9 protein-coding genes and 2 pseudogenes are annotated in these 16,109 nt (G+C 69.7%); 3 read left to right on the forward strand and 8 right to left on the reverse strand.

From position 1 onward, the window contains the following. Nucleotides 1-116: 116 nt before the first annotated feature. From ACF1FZ_RS34490 to ACF1FZ_RS34500, 3 genes and pseudogenes are all read left to right on the forward strand, one after another. A pseudogene (locus ACF1FZ_RS34490) lies at nucleotides 117-1,133 on the forward strand (IS256 family transposase); the annotation flags it as partial. Between the two features lie 497 nt (nucleotides 1,134-1,630). Next, nucleotides 1,631-2,257: pseudogene (locus ACF1FZ_RS34495) on the forward strand (NADPH-dependent F420 reductase). Between the two features lie 279 nt (nucleotides 2,258-2,536). Next, on the forward strand, nucleotides 2,537-3,472 hold the full coding sequence (locus ACF1FZ_RS34500; protein ID WP_391777312.1) for an SDR family oxidoreductase: 936 nt from the start codon (nucleotides 2,537-2,539) through the stop codon (nucleotides 3,470-3,472). 129 nt (nucleotides 3,473-3,601) lie between these two features. Here ACF1FZ_RS34500 and ACF1FZ_RS34505 read toward each other — a convergent pair whose 3' ends face one another. The 8 genes from ACF1FZ_RS34505 to ACF1FZ_RS34540 all read right to left on the reverse strand — a co-directional run. After that, the gene (locus tag ACF1FZ_RS34505) at nucleotides 3,602-4,444 is read right to left on the reverse strand and encodes a methyltransferase domain-containing protein (protein ID WP_391777313.1); all 843 of its coding nucleotides are present in this window, start codon (nucleotides 4,442-4,444) and stop codon (nucleotides 3,602-3,604) included. Nucleotides 4,445-4,792: 348 nt separating this feature from the next. After that, nucleotides 4,793-6,415 (reverse strand): FAD-binding oxidoreductase, encoded by a 1,623-nt coding sequence (locus tag ACF1FZ_RS34510; protein ID WP_391777314.1) that lies wholly within the window; start codon nucleotides 6,413-6,415, stop codon nucleotides 4,793-4,795. Nucleotides 6,416-6,743: 328 nt separating this feature from the next. Then, complete coding sequence (locus ACF1FZ_RS34515; protein ID WP_391777315.1) at nucleotides 6,744-8,333, reverse strand: MFS transporter; 1,590 nt, start codon at nucleotides 8,331-8,333, stop codon at nucleotides 6,744-6,746. Nucleotides 8,334-8,477: 144 nt separating this feature from the next. Continuing rightward, complete coding sequence (locus tag ACF1FZ_RS34520; RefSeq protein ID WP_391777316.1) at nucleotides 8,478-9,521, reverse strand: methyltransferase; 1,044 nt, start codon at nucleotides 9,519-9,521, stop codon at nucleotides 8,478-8,480. Nucleotides 9,522-9,706: 185 nt separating this feature from the next. Then, nucleotides 9,707-10,771, reverse strand: coding sequence for a methyltransferase (locus tag ACF1FZ_RS34525; protein WP_391777317.1), 1,065 nt, complete (start codon nucleotides 10,769-10,771; stop codon nucleotides 9,707-9,709). A gap of 177 nt (nucleotides 10,772-10,948) precedes the next feature. Continuing rightward, entirely contained in the window at nucleotides 10,949-12,004 is a 1,056-nt protein-coding gene (locus ACF1FZ_RS34530; RefSeq protein ID WP_391777318.1) for a hypothetical protein, read from the reverse strand. 77 nt (nucleotides 12,005-12,081) lie between these two features. Then, nucleotides 12,082-12,807, reverse strand: a complete 726-nt coding sequence (locus ACF1FZ_RS34535; RefSeq protein WP_391777319.1) for a GPR1/FUN34/YaaH family transporter — start codon at nucleotides 12,805-12,807, stop codon at nucleotides 12,082-12,084. 68 nt (nucleotides 12,808-12,875) lie between these two features. Beyond that, nucleotides 12,876-16,109 (reverse strand): amino acid adenylation domain-containing protein (locus ACF1FZ_RS34540; protein ID WP_391777320.1); only part of this gene is annotated, 3,234 nt, incomplete at its 5' end.

Here is a 16,109-nt window from a genome sequence, read left to right on the forward strand (position 1 = left end):
GACCTCGACCGGATACCGATGCCCCTTGTACGACGGCGACACGGCCCCCACAGACAGTCCCCTCCAGCACAATCAACCAGAAGATCATCCCACCCAGCCAACCAACGTGACAGCGCCGGTCCAAGACCGTGCTGACGGATGTCGGGCCGGTCAAGGTCAAGGTGCCCCGGGACGTGTCCGGCACGTTCGAGCCGCAGATCGTGAAGAAGCGGCAGCGGCGTCTGACCGGTGTCGACGAGATGGTGCTGTCCCTGTCCGCCAAGGGCCTCACCCGCGGCGAGATCGCCGCCCACCTGGGCGAGGTCTACGGCGCCGAGGTCTCCAAGCAGACGATCTCGACGATCACCGACAAGGTCATGGATGGTATGGCCGAGTGGCAGAGCCGCCCCCTCGACCATGTCTATCCCGTTCTGTTCGTTGACGCGATCAACGTCAAGATCAGGGACGGGCACGTCGCGAACCGACCGATCTACGTGGTCATGGCCGTCACGGTCAAGGGCCACCGGGACATCCTGGAGATCTGGGCCGGTGACGGCGGCGAGGGCGCCAAGTACTGGCTCCAGGTGTTCACCGAGCTGAAGAACCGCGGCCTGGAGGATGTCCTGATGCTGGTCTGCGACGGGCTGAAGGGGCTGCCGGACGCGGTCGAGACCGTCTGGCCTCGAACAATTGTCCAGACCTGTGTGATCCATCTGTTGCGGAACAGCTTCCGTTACGCGGCCCGCCAGGACTGGGACAAGATCGCCAAGAAGTTGAAGCCCGTCTACACCGCGCCTAACGAGGCCGCGGCCGCGGCCCGCTTCACCGAGTTCCAGGAGGACTGGGGCCGGAAGTATCCGGCGATCGTGAGGCTCTGGGAGGACGCGTGGGCCGAGTTCGTGCCCTTCCTCTCCTTCGATGTGGAGATCCGCAAGGTCATCTGCTCGACCAACGCGATCGAGAGCGTGAACGCGCGGATCCGCAAGGCCGTCAGGGCCCGCGGGCACTTCCTGAACGAGCAGGCCGCCCTGAAGTGCGTCTACATGGCGCTCATGTCGCTGGACCCGACGGGCAAGGGCCGCAAGCGCTGGAAGGCGCCTTTGAACGCCTTCCAGGTCCACTTCGAAGGCCGGCTCACCCCGGCCACCCACTGACCGACCAACAACCCAGATCAGCCGTTAAATTGACACTCCCGGCGCTCGTGCTACGCGAGCTCACCTGCTCTCACGCCCCAGCGGCTGGCCCCGGGACGCTCAGGGCTTGGCCAGGAGGCCAGGGCACGACTCGTCCACCGAGTTCCGTGCAAGGTTTCAATCAAGCCCCGCTGAGGGCCCCGCCCTCGTCGGCAACTGATGTCCAACAGCCTCGCCGGAGAGGCGAGTGCGTCGCCGCACGGGCCCGGGCCGCGCCGCTGCGGACATCGCCCACTGCCGGTGCGACGGCGTGCCCGCACGACCATGATGCCCGTGGCATGGGGACCCGGTCCGTGCGTGCCGTGAAGCGGCCGCCGCGCCGGCGGGTGCATGGCACTCCCCGGGCCGAGGACGGGGCCCGCGCACGTACCGGTCGCGGGGACTAGGTCGTTGGTGCAGGCCTGGGCCGGCCCGCGGGCCGATCCACGACGCGTGGGGCCTCGCGTAGCGTCCGGTGCATGCGTATCGGACTTCTCGGCACCGGCAATGTCGCCCGGGCACTCGCCCACCGCTGACACGCCGCAGGGCACTCCGTGCTCCTCGGATCCCGCCATCCCGAGCAACGAACCAGCCTCGGTCTGTCCGTCGCCGGCCTCCACGACGCGGCCGGCCACGCCGAGGTCCTGGTCAACGCGACACCCGGGAACGCCTCCCTCGAGCTGCTGCACTCCCTCGGCGCCCCGGCGCTCACCGGACGCGTCATGATCGATGTCGCGGTGGGCCTCAGCGACGACTACTCGCAGCTCTCACACCCCAACAACAGCCTCGCCGAGCAGATCCAGTCGGCCTTCCCGGCAACACCCGTCGTGAAGACGCTGTGCACCATGGACGCCACCGCGATGGTCGCCCCGGAAGCTCTGGCCGGGCCGTCCACGGTGTTCCTCTCCGGCGACGACACGCACGCCAAGCAGATGACCGGACATCTCCTCACCGACCTCGGCTGGCCGTCATCCGCGCAGCTCGACCTCGGCGGCATCACCACCGCACGCGGGCAGGAACACTTCGCCCTGCTGTTCACGGGCATCGCCCAGGGCCTCGGCTCCCACACCTTCAACATCCACGTCGTCCCCCGCAGCCACACCTGACAGCTCCCGGACCCCGGCCTCGTTCGCGGGGCGCGTCCGGGGGCCCGGTGCGGCCGAAAGGGGAACAAGGGGCGGGGCCCAGCACGCCCTGGACGGCGCTGTCGTACGGCCGCCGGGACACCTCGGCCGGCGCGCCGCGGGAATCATCGCGGACGCGCCGTTGCGAGAACGGCCGGAAATCAGGACGGAGGATGTCGGGTTAAGACGTGATCATGGTGTGGAAGGGTCCGTGTCGAGGACGACACGGGTCGGATACGCACGAACAGATGAGGGATCTTCATGGAACGCACACCCGACACGCCGGCTCCGGACCTCCGGGGGAAGATCGCGCTGGTCGCGGGTGCCACACGGGGGGCCGGACGAGCCATCGCCGTCCAACTGGGCGCGGCGGGGGCGACGGTCTACGTCACCGGCCGTACGACTCGGGAACGCCGCTCGGAGTACAACCGGGCCGAGACGATCGAGGAGACCGCGGAGCTGGTCACGGAGGCGGGCGGAACCGGGATCGCGGTGCCGACCGACCACCTGGTGCCCGAGCAGGTCCGCGCGCTCGCCGACCGGGTCGACACCGAGCAGGGGCGGCTCGACTTACTGGTCAACGACGTCTGGGGCGGTGAGCGGCTGTTCGAGTTCGACAAGAAGGTGTGGGAGCACGATCTCGACGCAGGGCTGCGGCTGATGCGGCTCGGCATGGACACCCATGCGATCTCCAGCCACTTCCTGTTGCCTCTGCTGGTACGTCGGCCCGGCGGGCTCGTGGTGGAGATGACCGACGGTACGGCCGCGTACAACAGCAGCCATTACCGCAACTCGTACTTCTACGACCTGGTGAAGAACAGCGTGCTGCGCATGGGGTACGTGCTGGCCCACGAGCTGGAGCCGTACGGCGGGACGGCGGTGACGCTCACGCCGGGCTGGATGCGGTCGGAGATGATGCTCGAGACGCTCGGCGTCACCGAGGAGAACTGGCGCGACGCGCTGACCGAGGTGCCGCACTTCTGCATCTCGGAGAGCCCCGCGTACGTGGGGCGCGCGGTCGCGGCGCTGGCGGGTGACGCCGATGTCGCGCGCTGGAACGGTCAGTCGGTCTCCAGCGGGCAGCTCGCTCAGGAGTACGGCTTCACCGATCTCGACGGCTCGCGCCCCGACTGCTGGCGTTATCTGGTGGAGGTGCAGGAGGCGGGGAAGCCCGCCGACCCGTCCGGGTATCGGTGACCGTACCTGTCCCGGGTGGGCGCTGACCGCGGTCGGTCGCCGGTCCGTTCGGCCTGGGGCCCGCGGACCGATTGCCCGGCATCCCTTGTGACGGAGGGGTGCCGGGCAGCCGGCGCGCGGTGGACGGGATCAGGACGTGGGCGTCGGGTCCAGCGTCGCGGCGATCACCAGGTAGCCGATGCCCCGGCTGGCCGCCGCGCGGCGCATGAGGCCGATGTACTGGTCGACCGGTTCCGGCCCGTCGATCCGGGCCAGTTCGTCGCGCCGGGCCTCGACGGCATCGGCCATGATCGTCCCGGTCCGGACGACCTTGTCGCTGATGTCACGGACGTCGATGTCGACGAATCCGTTCTCGGTGAGCAGGTCCCGGTACTCGTCGGCGGTGGCGTAGGCGCTCACGTGGTAGGAGGCGCTGAATTCGTCGAGGACGGCGCGAGCCTCGGCGTCCAGCGGCGGGCGCTGGACGGTGTCAGCGATCACCAGTCGTCCGCCGGGGCGCAGCACCCTGGCCGTCTCGGCCAGTGCGCGGCCCCGGTCCGGCACGTGCAGCAGGGATTCCACCGCCCAGGCGCCGTCGAAGGAATTGTCGTCGAACGGCAGCTCCTGCACGTCCGCGTTGCGGAAGGTCGTCAGGTCCGACCGGCCCGCCTCGACGGCGCGTTGCGTGGCCTGCTCCACCTCGACGTCGCTGATCGCGATGCCGGTGACCCGCGCCTTCCTGGCCTCGACGAGCTGGAGAGCGGGTTTGCCGACACCGCAGCCGATGTCGAGGACGCCGGCGCCGGGCGCGGGGTCGAGCAGACCGATCAGCAGGTCCGTGAGCCGGGCCGTGGCGACCTCGACCGTGCTGTCGTCGGCGTCGTCCTCCCAGTAGCCGTAGTGCAGGTTTTCACCCCAGGCGATATTGAGAACCTGGCCGAGGCCCTCGTAGAAACTCGCGACATTGCCGACGCCGGATATTTCGGCGGCCATATCTGTCTCCCTGTCGTCTCTGCTCTGGCTCGGCCCCGGGCACTCGGTCGGTCAGATTGCCGTCGCGGCCGTTGTGGTTCCGCGGAAGTACGGGACGGGCAACTTCCGGGAATATTCTTCAGGTTTCCGTGACGCTTGAACGGGCGGCCGGACCGACGCGTTCCGCGTGAACTCGCGGCCGACCGGAAAGGCGCGTCGCATTGTCCGGCGGCGGATATGAGGAAAGCCGACCGTTCTCTTCCGGCGTACGGATTGTTTTCGGCCAACGGGACGAGGCCGAGGGAGGTGTGGTGTGCCCGTCGGGCAGCCGCGCGTGCCGTCCGGCGGGCACACCGCACCGTTGCCGGATCAGGCGGGCCGGATCGACAGCGCGTGGTGGAACACGTCACGCGGGTCGTAGGCCGCCTTGACCCGCTGGAGCCGCGCGTAGTTCGCTCCGTAGTACAGGCCGTGCCACGGGGTGCCGGAGGTGTTCCACTCCGGGTCGGCGAGGTCGACGTCCGGGTAGTTGATGTACGCCCCGGAGTTGGCGGCGTCGGGCGCCGGGACACCGCCGGTGTTGCGGTAGACGTCGCGGTAGAGCTTCCGCACCCACGCGACGTAGGCGGCGTCCTGGGCCTCGGCGCGCCACACGCCGGGCGTGAAGTAGACGCGCAGGATCGAGTCCCGGTGGACGTATGCGGTCGCGTCGGAACGTACCGAGTTGATCCTGCCGCCGAGGGCGGCCAGGTTCACCTGTGCGCCGGGATCGCCGTGGTCGTCGGTCAGGTAGGCGTAGATCGTGTCCAGCTGCTCGTCGGTGTAGCTCTTCTTGAGGTCGGCCGTCTTGTCCTTCTGGCGTCCGGGGGGACCCCAGTACCAGTTGTCGCGGTCGAGCCACGGCAGTTCGTACCGCGAGTCGGAGACGGGGGTGACGCCGGCTCCGGCGGCAGTCACCTCGAAGAGCGCGTCGAGCAGGGCCTCGCCGCCCGGTACGTCCTTGGAGACGCCTCCCATCAGGCCGATCACGCCGGCGGCCTGATGGGAGGCGGAGAACGAGGCCCACACCTGGACCTCCTTGGCCCCCGGGGCGCTGTTGTGCTCGTACCACCGGGAGAAGTTGCCCACGAGCGTCCTGAACGCCTGCGGCGACAGGTCGTTCCACGACCACTGCACGTTGCGGACCCGCTGGTTCGAGCCGCGGGGCAGCAGCTTGGCGGGGTCGTTGGAGTTCATTCCGGGCGTGCGCATCCAGTACCGCGTGACGATGCCGAAGTTGCCGCCGCCGCCGCCCGTGTGCGCCCACCACAGGTCGCGGTTGGGGTCGTCCTGGCGACGGGTCGCCACGATGGTGCGGGGCTGCCCGTCGGCGCCGACCACGACCACCTCGACGGCGTCGAGGTGGTCGACGGCTATGCCGTGGATGCGGGAGTAGAAGTTGTAGCCGCCGCCGAGTATGTGCCCGCCGAGGCCCACTTCCGAGCAGCCGGCCGAGGGTATCGTCACGCCCCAGCCTTTGAAGAGCGTGTTCTGCGTGGGGGCGACGATCGCGCCGGGGCCCACGGCGAAGGCTCCGCGGCGTTCGTCGTAGTAGACGTCCTGCATCTGCGAGAGGTCGATGAGGTGCTTGACGCCGGAGTACGTCGTGAAGTTCTCGAGGCAGTGGCCGCCGGAACGGACGGCGACCTCCTGGCCGGCCACGACGGCACGGCCGAGCGCCTCGGCGACCTGGTCCGCGGAGGTCGCGACGGTGACCTGATCCGGCCGGTTGCTGAAGCGGGTGTTGTGGGCGCGGATGAAGCTGTCGTACCGGGGGTCCCCGGGCTGCACGGTGACGGTGTCGAAAACCGGGGCGCACTTTCCCGCGCTCTTCGCGGTGTTCTTCCCGGCCGCGACCGCGGTGCCGCCGCCTGCTAAGAAGTCCGCCGAGACCAGGCCGGCCCCGACGAGTCCGGCGCGTGTGAGTAATCCCCGGCGGTTCAGTTCAGACATTGATGTACTCCTTGCTACGTACGGGAGATGGGCACAACTCGAACGTGTCCCTTCGCCGACTGGCCCGACATCGGCAGACCGGAAGCCTACGTCATTTAACAGGGTGTCGAAACGTGTCCGCCCGATGAAAGTGCAATTTTCAAGGAGGTTTATGGATGCCCGATGTTCGCCGGGTCTCCTTTCACAAGCGGAGTGCGTGGATCTGTTGCAACCAGGGGCATTGGTGCGGCACGGAGTACCGTTTGGCTGGTATAGCGCCGGTAAATACGTCGTGATGGGGGATGAATGGGGACGCTGTGGGCGCGGGCCCGGCGGAGCGGGTCCCTCTTCAGGAACTCGTGCGCGACGGCACCTCGGCGCCGCCGGGACCGTTCAACTCGTCGGGCTCGTCCGGGGCGTGGCCGTCGCCCTCCGGAGTCGGGCGCAGCACCGCGATGGTGACCACGATCAGCAGGGTCACCACCGTGCAGATGACGCTGACGTGGAAGAGGCTGTCGGTGAACGCCTGGCGGGCCGCGGTGAGGACCGTCGTGCCGAGCTGGTCCGGCAGTCGCCCGGCCTCGTCGACGGCCGAACCGATGGTGTCCTGGGCGCGGGAGGCCACGCCGGCGGGCAGGGTGTGCGCGACCTCGGCGCGGTAGACCGCGGTTCCGATGCTGCCGAGGATCGCGACGCCCATGCCCAGTCCGAGTTCCTGGCAGGTCTCGGAGATCGCGGAGACCGCGCCGGCCTTCTCGGGCGGCGCGGACTCGATCATCATGTCGGTGCCGAGCGCGATGGTCGGCGCCACACCGAAGTTGAGCATCCCCACCGCGATCATCACCGGGACGAGACCGCCCTCCGCCTCGACCTGGGTCAGTACGGCGAAACCGATCACGGCCATGGTGAGTCCGGCCGTCATCACGTACGCGGACCGCATCCAGCGCAGTGCCACCGGGGCCAGCAGGGCGCCCATCACCCCACCGACACTGCCGGGCAGTGACGCCAGTCCCGTCTCCAGGGGCGACAGCCCCACCACCATCTGGAGATACTGCGCGACGAAGAACTGCGATCCCGACATCACGAAGAGCGCGACTCCCATGGTGACGAGGGAGACGGTGAAGGTGCGCTCACGGAACAGGGCGGGGTCCAGCAGGGGGTGGGTGAGGCGCCGCTGCCGCAGGGCGAAGACCACGGCCAGTGCGAGCCCGGCGAGGAGCAGCGCCACCGGCAGGACGCCGAAGCCCTCACCGGCGAGCACCTTGAGCCCGTACACCGTCGTCAGCAGGGATGCCACCAGCAGCAGCACGCTCGCGGGGTCGATCCTGCCGGGGTTCGGGTCCCGGTACTCGGGGAGCAGCACCGGTCCCAGGATCAGCAGCAGCACCATCGCGGGCACGCTCAGCAGGAAGACCGATCCCCACCAGAAGTGTTCCAGCATCGCTCCGCCGACGAGGGGGCCGAGCGCTCCTCCCACCAGGAAGCAGGCGATCCACACGCTGAAGGCGACGGAGCGCTGGCGCGCGTCCAGGAACATGTTGCGGATCAGGGACATCGAGGAGGGCATCAGGGTCGCCCCCGCGATGCCCAGCAGCGCCCGGCTGACGATCAGCATCTCCGCGCTGGTCGAGAACGCCGTGAGTACGGAGGCCAGGCCGAAGCCTGCCGCCCCGGTCACCAGCAGCCGACGCCGACCGAACCGGTCGCCGAGCGTGCCCGCGATGATGAGCAGACCGGCGATGAGGAAGCTGTAGATGTCGACGATCCACAGCAGTTGCAGGCCGCTGGGGTCGATGCTCCCGCTGAGGTGCGGGACCGCCAGGTGCAGCACCGTGGTGTCGAGGCTGATGAGCAGCGCCGGCAGGGCGAGGACGCCCAGGGCGGTCCATTCGCGTTTCCCGGCACGGGCGTGCGGGGCGGCGGTCGGGTCGTGAGTCATGTGGGAGTGCCTATCCAGCGACGGAAGGGTGAGGGACCCGTCTGAACGGCCTAGGGCCGCCCCGGCAGCGGTTTTCGGCCTCGACGGGACGACACGGCGCGGCACACCGGGCCGAGGTCCGGGTAGGGCGGTGTGCGGGGGCGGTCAGGTGGTGCGTCGCCGGGCCGTGATGACGCCCATACCGCTGGGCAGCACCCGCGTCTCCTCCGCCTCCAGTCCGGCGGCGGTGAGCAGCGCGGTGAACTCCGCGCCGGTGCGTTCCTGGCCGCCCGCCGCTCCGAAGAGGGAGAGCATGTAGAGGTCCATGAGGGCGGGGAGTTGGTGGCGTCCGCCCCGGTCGTCGGCGGCGTCGGTGAGCAGGTCGATCACCATGAGGCGTCCGTGCGAGGGCATGGCGGCGGCGCAGGTGCGCAGGACGGAGACAGCGCTGTCGTCACCCCAGTCGTGCAGGATGTGGCTGAGGATGTAGAGGTCGGCGCCGGGTGTGACGCTGTCGAAGAAGTCACCGACGACCGCGGTGCAACGGTCGGTGAGGCCCCCCTCCACGATGCGTTTCTCGGCGAGCTGCACGGTGCCGGGCAGGTCGATGACACTGCCGGTGCTGCCGGGGGTGCGGTGCAGCAGTTCGCACATCAGGTGGCCGTTGCCGCCGCCGACGTCCACGATCGTCGGGTACCGGTCGAAGGAGACCGCGTCGAAGATCTCGTCCAGTTCCAGGCGCAGTCCGGCCTCCTGGGACCGGTCGAAGACCTCGCGCCGTTCCGGCCGCCGCTCCAGGTGCTCGAAGAGGGCGCAGTCGTGGAGCAGGGTGAACGCCGAGTCGCCGGTCCGGACGGAGTGCCCGAACTCCTGCCAGGTGCGGCCGACTTCACCGGCGAGCAGCAGGGCGCTGGGGCGTGCCGTGCCGGGGGTGTCGGGCAGCAGGGTGGTGCCGAGGCGGGTCAGCGCGAAGGTGCCGTCGGGTGCTTCGGTGAATACGTCGAAGGGGACGAGGGCGCGGAGCAGCCGGCGCAGGGCGAGGGGGTGGGCGGCCACGTCGCCGGCGAGGTCCTCGGCCGAGCGGAGGCCGCCGGCCAGTGCCTCCGGCAGACCGAGCTCCACCGCTGTGCACACCGCCTTGGAGACGAGCTGACCGTAGAGCAGCATGCGCATCCGCGCAGCGTCGTCCCGGAGTTGTGGGTGGAGCATGCGGTCCCCTTCTTGTGCGTCTGCTTGAGCGTCTTCCTGTGCGTCTGGCCGTGCGTCCGCCTGTGCGTCGCGCTGCGCAGGTGTGGTGGGCCCGGTGGCGGTCGGTGGTGCTCGCCGGGCGGGGTGCCGCCGGGCCGCCGTGGCGGCCAGCCCGGTGGCATCCGCGTGCGTGGCCCCGGCGGGGCCTACTTGGTGGCGACGATGACTCCGTGCGGGGTCCAGCCCGGGAAGGGAATGCGCTTGACGGTGCTGAACCCGGCGTCGCGCAGGCACCGTTCGTGCGTCGCCCAGGAGTAGATCATGCCGCCCTCGGCGGGTAGCGCGGCGAAGTAGACGCTGTCGAGGGCGGCGACGACGGGGCCGTCACCCTCGTCGTTGGACATGGAGTTGAAGATCACCAGTTGACCGCCTTCGGGCAGGACCTCGTAGGCGCGGCGCAGCAGTTCGGTGTTCTCCTCCGGCGTCCAGATGACCAGCTGGTGGGCGAACATCACCACGTCGCAGCCGGTGGGCAGCGGGTCGGCGAACATGTCGCCGGTGATGACGGAGACCTGGTCACCGACGCCGGCCTGGGCGATCTTCTTCTCGGCGATGCTGCCGGACGCCGGGATCTCGAAGACGGTGACCTTGAGGTCGGGGTTGGCCTGGGCGAGAGCGATGGCGTTGACAGCGTCACCGCCGCCGCAGTCCAACAGGTGCCGTCGGCCGGAGAGGTCGAGCTCCTGGACCAGGTGCTTGTTGGCCAGTTCGGACCAGGAGCGCATGTAGCGGTAGAAGACCTGCTCCATGTGCGGGTTCTCGGCGAGGCGGTGGTAGAGGTCACGGCCGGAGCCGCGGACCCGGCGCAGTCCGACGTTGCGGTTCTCGCGGAGCGAGTCGGTGAAGTCGAGTTGGCCCTCGTACACGATGTACTGCTCGAAGGCGACGGTGTCGACGAAGCGCTGCCAGTCGCCTTCGTCCATGAGGCCCTTGATGACCTCGGCCAGTCGGTACCGTCCGTCCTGCTTGACGAGGATGCCGAGCGAGGTGCAGCCGAGGAGGAGGATGTCGACGGCGCGGTCCTGGAGGGAGAGCGCGTCGCGGATCTCGTCCCGGGTGAGCTCCTGCTTCTGGGCCACCAGGTCCGGGAGGCCCAGTTCGCAGGCCGCGTTCAGGTACTGGAAGGCCGCATGCCCGAAGAGGATCCGGGACAGGCCGTCCATGTCGAGCTCGACGGGCCCGCCGTGCTGGGTGGATGCGGTCTGGGTCATGAGTGCCCTGCCTCTCGGATGTGAGTGAGTTCCCACCGATGGCCGGCGGGTGGACCGGTGGCCCGGTGTGACGTGGGGAGGGGATGCCTGGAAGGTGCTCGCGGTCGTCCGTGCGGAGCGGCCGCGGAGCGCGACGTGCCGGCCGTCGAACGGCCGTGCGTGGAAGTGCGCGGGCGGTCAGTTGTGGCGGTCGGGGTGCGGGGCGGCGGGCAGGGTGCCCACCCGCAGCCGGCGGAACTGCTCGATGACGCCGACCGCGGGCCGGTGGGACCTGCTGGTCGCGAGGAGACTCGGTGACTGGTTGCCGACGAAGTTCCCGCACACGCCCTTGTGCGACTCGTACGTGGCGTCGAGTGCGGTCCGGAAGTCGCTCAGGGCGTCGGGGCGGCGCTCCGCGAGCCAGGACCAGGCCTCGCCCGACGCAGCCAGCGCGGCCACCAGTGCCTCGTGGTCCCGCCAGCGCAACCCGCTCATCTGCGGGGGCGCGACGGGCGGCATGAGGGTGGGCCTGATCTCCGTCCGGTACTGGTCGGGGTTGGCGTCTCCGGCGAACTGGAGGGCGGCGCGGCAGGCCCGCATGACCCGGGAGGCCACTTCGGCCGCCGTGGCGGCGGTCTCCTCGTCGCCGGCCTCGGCCGCCGCCGTGAGACTGTTCACGGCGACGGTGCCGCCTTGGGCGAGCACCATGAAGACATGGTGGCCGCGCACCCAGCGCCGGAGCCCGTCGAGGGGTTCGGGTTCCCCCGACGATGCGCAGCCGGGCACCGGCAGCGGCGCCGGCGGCCGGGTGGGATCGGCCGGCCACCGCACCAGGGTGTCGAAGCCGGCCACCAGGTCGTACCACGCGGTCTCGGCCAGGCCGGTGCCCCGTTCCTCGGCGATCTCCAGGATGCCGAGGTGGGCGTTGAGGGCCGCCGCCACGAACAGGGTGAGCGGGTCGCCGAGGTGCCGTTCTATGCCGAACGCCAGGTCGTTGTGGCGGTTCGGCCGGGACTCCCGCGGATCGTCCACGACGAGGGTGCTGGGCACCAAGCCGAGATCCGCGCGAGCGGTCCGTACGGCGGCGAGCATGTCGGCGAGACCGGTCCGGTGCGCCGGGTCGGCCACCGTGCCGGCCAGGCCCGCGAGGGCGGAGGGGGCCGCCGCCGCGAGGGCCGGGACGTCGCCCGGCAGGTCTTCCGGGCGCGGCATGGGGAAGGGGACGGTGGCGACGTCGGGCAGGTAGTCGGTCATCGTTCCTCCTTTGCGTGTGCGGTGGGACCGGCAGGGGTCCGTGGGCGGCGGCTGGGGTCGGTCAGCGGCTTGGGCCGTCAGCGGCTCTTGATCAGCGGCTTGCCGAGGGGGAGGTTCTTGGCGCCGGTCGCCCTGTGCATGAAGCTCGCGAAGATGTACATGCCGACCGCGATGAAGAGGAACATCGTCGTGATACCGACGTAGATCAGCCACGGGTCGCTGGGCTTCAGCGGGTTGTTGACGGTCTGGTCGATCGCCTGCTCGATCGAGCCGAACAGCACGAGCAGCGTCGCGGACACGACGACGAAGAGCAGCGTGAAGACGCTCGGCAGGCGCAGGGTGGTCAGCGTGAGCAGGATGATCACGATGGCCCAGACCAGGACGAAGTTGGCGGTGGCCTGACGTTGTTCGATGTTCTCGAACTGTCCCATCCAGTTGTTGTTCAGGGCGAGGCTCAGGATGGAGAAGCTCAGCCAGAACGTCCCGAAGAGGCCGTACACCGCCGCGAACACCCCGTCGCCCAGGCGCATCGCCCAGACCGAGGCCATCAGCAGCATGATGGTGCTGGCGAACACCATGATGGGCAGCGAGGCCACCAGGGAGTTGGCGGGGACGCTGACGTCCTTCAGGTAGAAGGCGAGCGAGATGGAGCCCAGCAGGAAGCCCCCGAAGCCCAGCATGGCGGGCTCGTTGGCCCGGGGGCCCTCGGACAGGTCGGGGACAGGCGCGGACGGCTTCGCCGTGTGAGCGGTGTCGGCGACGGGCGCGGGCGGCATGTCGAGTGTCTTCTCTTCATGTTTCATCGCTGTCTCCTGTTCTTGTAGGGGGACGGGGGTGGGAGGAGGAGGTGTGGGCAGAAAAGGGGCGGATGTCACCCCGCGGTCGTTCCGCCCCTGACGCGCCGGATGCGCTGGATGCGGGCGGGGCCGGCCGGCCAGCCCGCCGGATCGGGCAACAGGCACGCCAAATCGGCGAGTACGGAGTTCTCGAAGACGAGGTGGAGGGGTATCTCGGCGCCCGTGAGTGTCGTCAGGCGACTGACGACCCGGGTGGCGAGGAGGGAGTGGCCGCCGAGGGCGAAAAAGTCGTCGTCGGCGCCGATCTCGGTGATGCCGAGGAGTTCACTCCAGACGCGGGCGATCAGTTCCTCGGCCGGCCCGGACGGAGGGTGGGAGGCGGTGCGGTTGGAGCCGGGGTCGGGGAGGGCGGAGCGGTCGATCTTGCCGTTGGGGAGAAGGGGGAACTCCTCGAGGGCGACCAGGGCCGAGGGAACCATGAAGTCCGGGAGCCAGGTGCGTGCGTGGGAGGGCAGGTCGGAGGGCACGTCACCGGCATCGGCCTCGTGGGGGACGATATAGGCCGCCAGGCGGAGTGAGCCGGTGACGTCCGGGCGGGCGATGACGAGGGCCTCGGAGACGTGCGGGTGGCGGCGCAGGACTTCCTCGACCTCACCGAGTTCGACGCGGTGACCGCGGATCTTCACCTGCCCGTCGGCGCGGCCCAGATACTCCAGCTGACCGTCAGGACGCCAGCGCACGAGATCTCCCGTGCGATACATCCTGCCGCCCTCCGCGGAGAAGGGGTCGGGGAGGTACCGCTCCGCGGTCAGAGCGGACCGAGCGTGATAGCCGCGCGTGACGCCAGCCCCCGACAGATACAACTCACCTACCGCACCCACGACTACCGGCCGGAGCGACCCGTCGAGGACGTGAGCTCGTGTGCCGTCGACGGGGCGGCCGATGGGTGTGCGGGCGTCACCGGGGGCAGTGACCGCGTGTGTCGAGTAGGTGGTGTCCTCGCTCGGGCCGTACAGGTTGTTGACCACACCGATCACCGGGTGCGCGTACAACTCCTCGACCAGGTGCGGCGCCAGCGGCTCGCCGGCGAGATTCACCGTCCGGGCACGGGGAGGGATGGCGTCCGCCGCCAGCAGTTCCCGGGCAACCGACGGGACCGTGTTGATCAAAGTGACATCCGCGTACCGGTCTGGATGTGCGATCAGGTCAAGTGCGTTGTCGGGGACCACGTGGACTGTCCCGCCCACCGACAGCGGCGCGAAGATCTCGAACACCGACAGGTCGAACGACACCGACGTCGCAGCCAGCGTCTGCGCCAACTCCTCGCGCGAGAAGACCCGGCTCGCCCACGAGAGCATCGCCACCACCTGGGAGTGCTCGATCACCACCCCCTTCGGACGACCCGTGGACCCCGACGTATAGATCACATACGCCACATCCGAGCCGTCCCCGGACGGCGGAACACGGTCCGTGCGGCCCCCGTCCGGGAAGTCCTTCACCGACCTCAGAACCAGCGAAACACCCGAGTCCTCGACCATGAAGTCGACACGCTCGTCCGGATAGCCCGGGTCCATGGGCACGTAACCGGCGCCGGATTTCAGTACGCCCAGCAAGGCGACCACCAGGTCCACCGACCGCGGCAGCAGCACGCCCACTACGTCGCCGGGTCCCACGCCCGCAGCACGTAAGCCCCACGCCAGCCGGTTCGCCCGCTCCTCCAGCTCCCCGAACGACAACGCCTCACCCGCACACCACACCGCCACACCCGCACCGCCCAGACGGTCAACCACCCCCTCGAACAGCTCCTCCACCCGACGGGCCGCCCCGCTTGCCAGTGGCGCACCCGCCGACAGCACATCCGACCGCTCCCGCTCCTTCACCGACCGCACATCCACCTCGGCGACAGTCAGGGTGGGGCCGTCGGCCAGAGCCTGGACCGCCGTGGCGAGCCGGTCCGCGATGAGCTGTGCGGTGGAGCGCTCGAACAAGTCGGTGTTGAAGAGCAGGTGTCCGGTGACTCGGCCGTCGCGTTCCTCCGCCTGAACGACCAGGTCGTGGGGGGTGGTGCGGAACGGAACGGGAGCCGGGTTCATCTCCAGGCCTACCAGTTCGTAACGGGGCGGCGTCCCGTTGACCGCCAGCAGTACCTGGAACAGCGGGCCGCGGTCACCGTGCGGGCGTGCCTCGCGGAGCAGTTCCTCCAGGGGCATGCGCGGGTGGGCGCGGACGTCGTCCACGCGTGCCCGGGTCGCGTCCAGGGTCTCGGCGAGTGTGGCGTGCGGATCCGGGCACAGACGGAGCGGCAGCGTGTCGACGAGGTAGCCGACGACCTCCGCCGTGTCCGGGTGGTCGCGGCCGGCGACCGGAATGCCGAGGGTCACGTCGTACCGGTCCGTGAGCTTGACGAGGACGACGGCAAGGGCCGCCGCGAGAACGGTGAACGAGGTGGTCGCCGCCTTCCGTGCCGCGACGACCAGCGCTTCCTGCGGAAGGTTCAGCGGGACCGCGTCGCCTCGGAAGGTCTGCCGAGGGGGACGGGGCCGGTCGGTCGGCAGGCCGGCCGAAGTAGTGCCTTCCAGGTGTGATCGCCAGAACTCCGCGTCGTCCGACGCCGTTTTGCGCTGCCAGGCTGCTGCTTCGGCGTACTGGACGGGTGCGGGCGAGAGGGCTTCGGTGCCGGGGGCGCGCAGAAGTTCCGCGTAAGTCCGGGTGATTTCGCGGAGGATGATGTCCAGGGACCAACCGTCGGCGATGGCGTGATGCAGGCTCATGACGACGACGTGGTGTTCGGGCCGGGCGCTCACGAGCGTGACGTGCCAGAGAGGGCCGGCGGAGAGGTCGAAGGCCCGCCGGGTCTCGGCATCGATCACCGCTTCCCAGTCGGCGGTGGTGGTCCGGAGCAGCGGCACCTCAGGATCAGGTGCCACCACCTGGCGGAGTTCGCCGTCGATCTGGCGCAGCGAGGTGCGCAGGCTCTCATGTCGGTACGCGAGGTGATGGAGGGCGGTGACGAGGGCGTCCTCGTTCAGCGGCCCGTGAAGGTGGACGGCGCCCCTGATGTGGTAGGCGAGGTTGGCCTGCGGGTCCAGCGCGCACTGGACCCACAGACGTTCCTGACCGGGCGATGCCGGCAGCACGAGTGTGCCGTCCGGTTCCGGGACGCGGTCGAGCAGGGTGATGGGTGACGTACGCCCTTGCTCGTTACCGGCGGGGAGGTGGGCGGCGAGGTCGGTGAGGGTGGGGTGTTCGAAGACGAGGTGGAGCGGGATGTGGGCGCCGAGGGCCTCGCCGAGCCGGTGGGTGAGGCG

It is taken from the genome of Streptomyces sp. NPDC014623 (genome assembly GCF_043088245.1).
In the GTDB taxonomy this organism is placed as follows: Bacteria; Actinomycetota; Actinomycetes; order Streptomycetales; family Streptomycetaceae; genus Streptomyces.

What these genes read in the sequence shown, in the direction of transcription:
- ACF1FZ_RS34520 (WP_391777316.1), bottom strand. Translation starts at nt 9,521, where the DNA reads ATGCTCCACCCACAACTCCGGGACGACGCTGCGCGGATGCGCATGCTG.
- ACF1FZ_RS34515 (WP_391777315.1), bottom strand. Translation starts at nt 8,333, where the DNA reads ATGACTCACGACCCGACCGCCGCCCCGCACGCCCGTGCCGGGAAACGC.
- ACF1FZ_RS34510 (WP_391777314.1), bottom strand. Translation starts at nt 6,415, where the DNA reads ATGTCTGAACTGAACCGCCGGGGATTACTCACACGCGCCGGACTCGTC.
- ACF1FZ_RS34530 (WP_391777318.1), bottom strand. Translation starts at nt 12,004, where the DNA reads ATGACCGACTACCTGCCCGACGTCGCCACCGTCCCCTTCCCCATGCCG.
- ACF1FZ_RS34505 (WP_391777313.1), bottom strand. Translation starts at nt 4,444, where the DNA reads ATGGCCGCCGAAATATCCGGCGTCGGCAATGTCGCGAGTTTCTACGAG.
- ACF1FZ_RS34500 (WP_391777312.1), top strand. Translation starts at nt 2,537, where the DNA reads ATGGAACGCACACCCGACACGCCGGCTCCGGACCTCCGGGGGAAGATC.
- ACF1FZ_RS34535 (WP_391777319.1), bottom strand. Translation starts at nt 12,807, where the DNA reads ATGAAACATGAAGAGAAGACACTCGACATGCCGCCCGCGCCCGTCGCC.
- ACF1FZ_RS34525 (WP_391777317.1), bottom strand. Translation starts at nt 10,771, where the DNA reads ATGACCCAGACCGCATCCACCCAGCACGGCGGGCCCGTCGAGCTCGAC.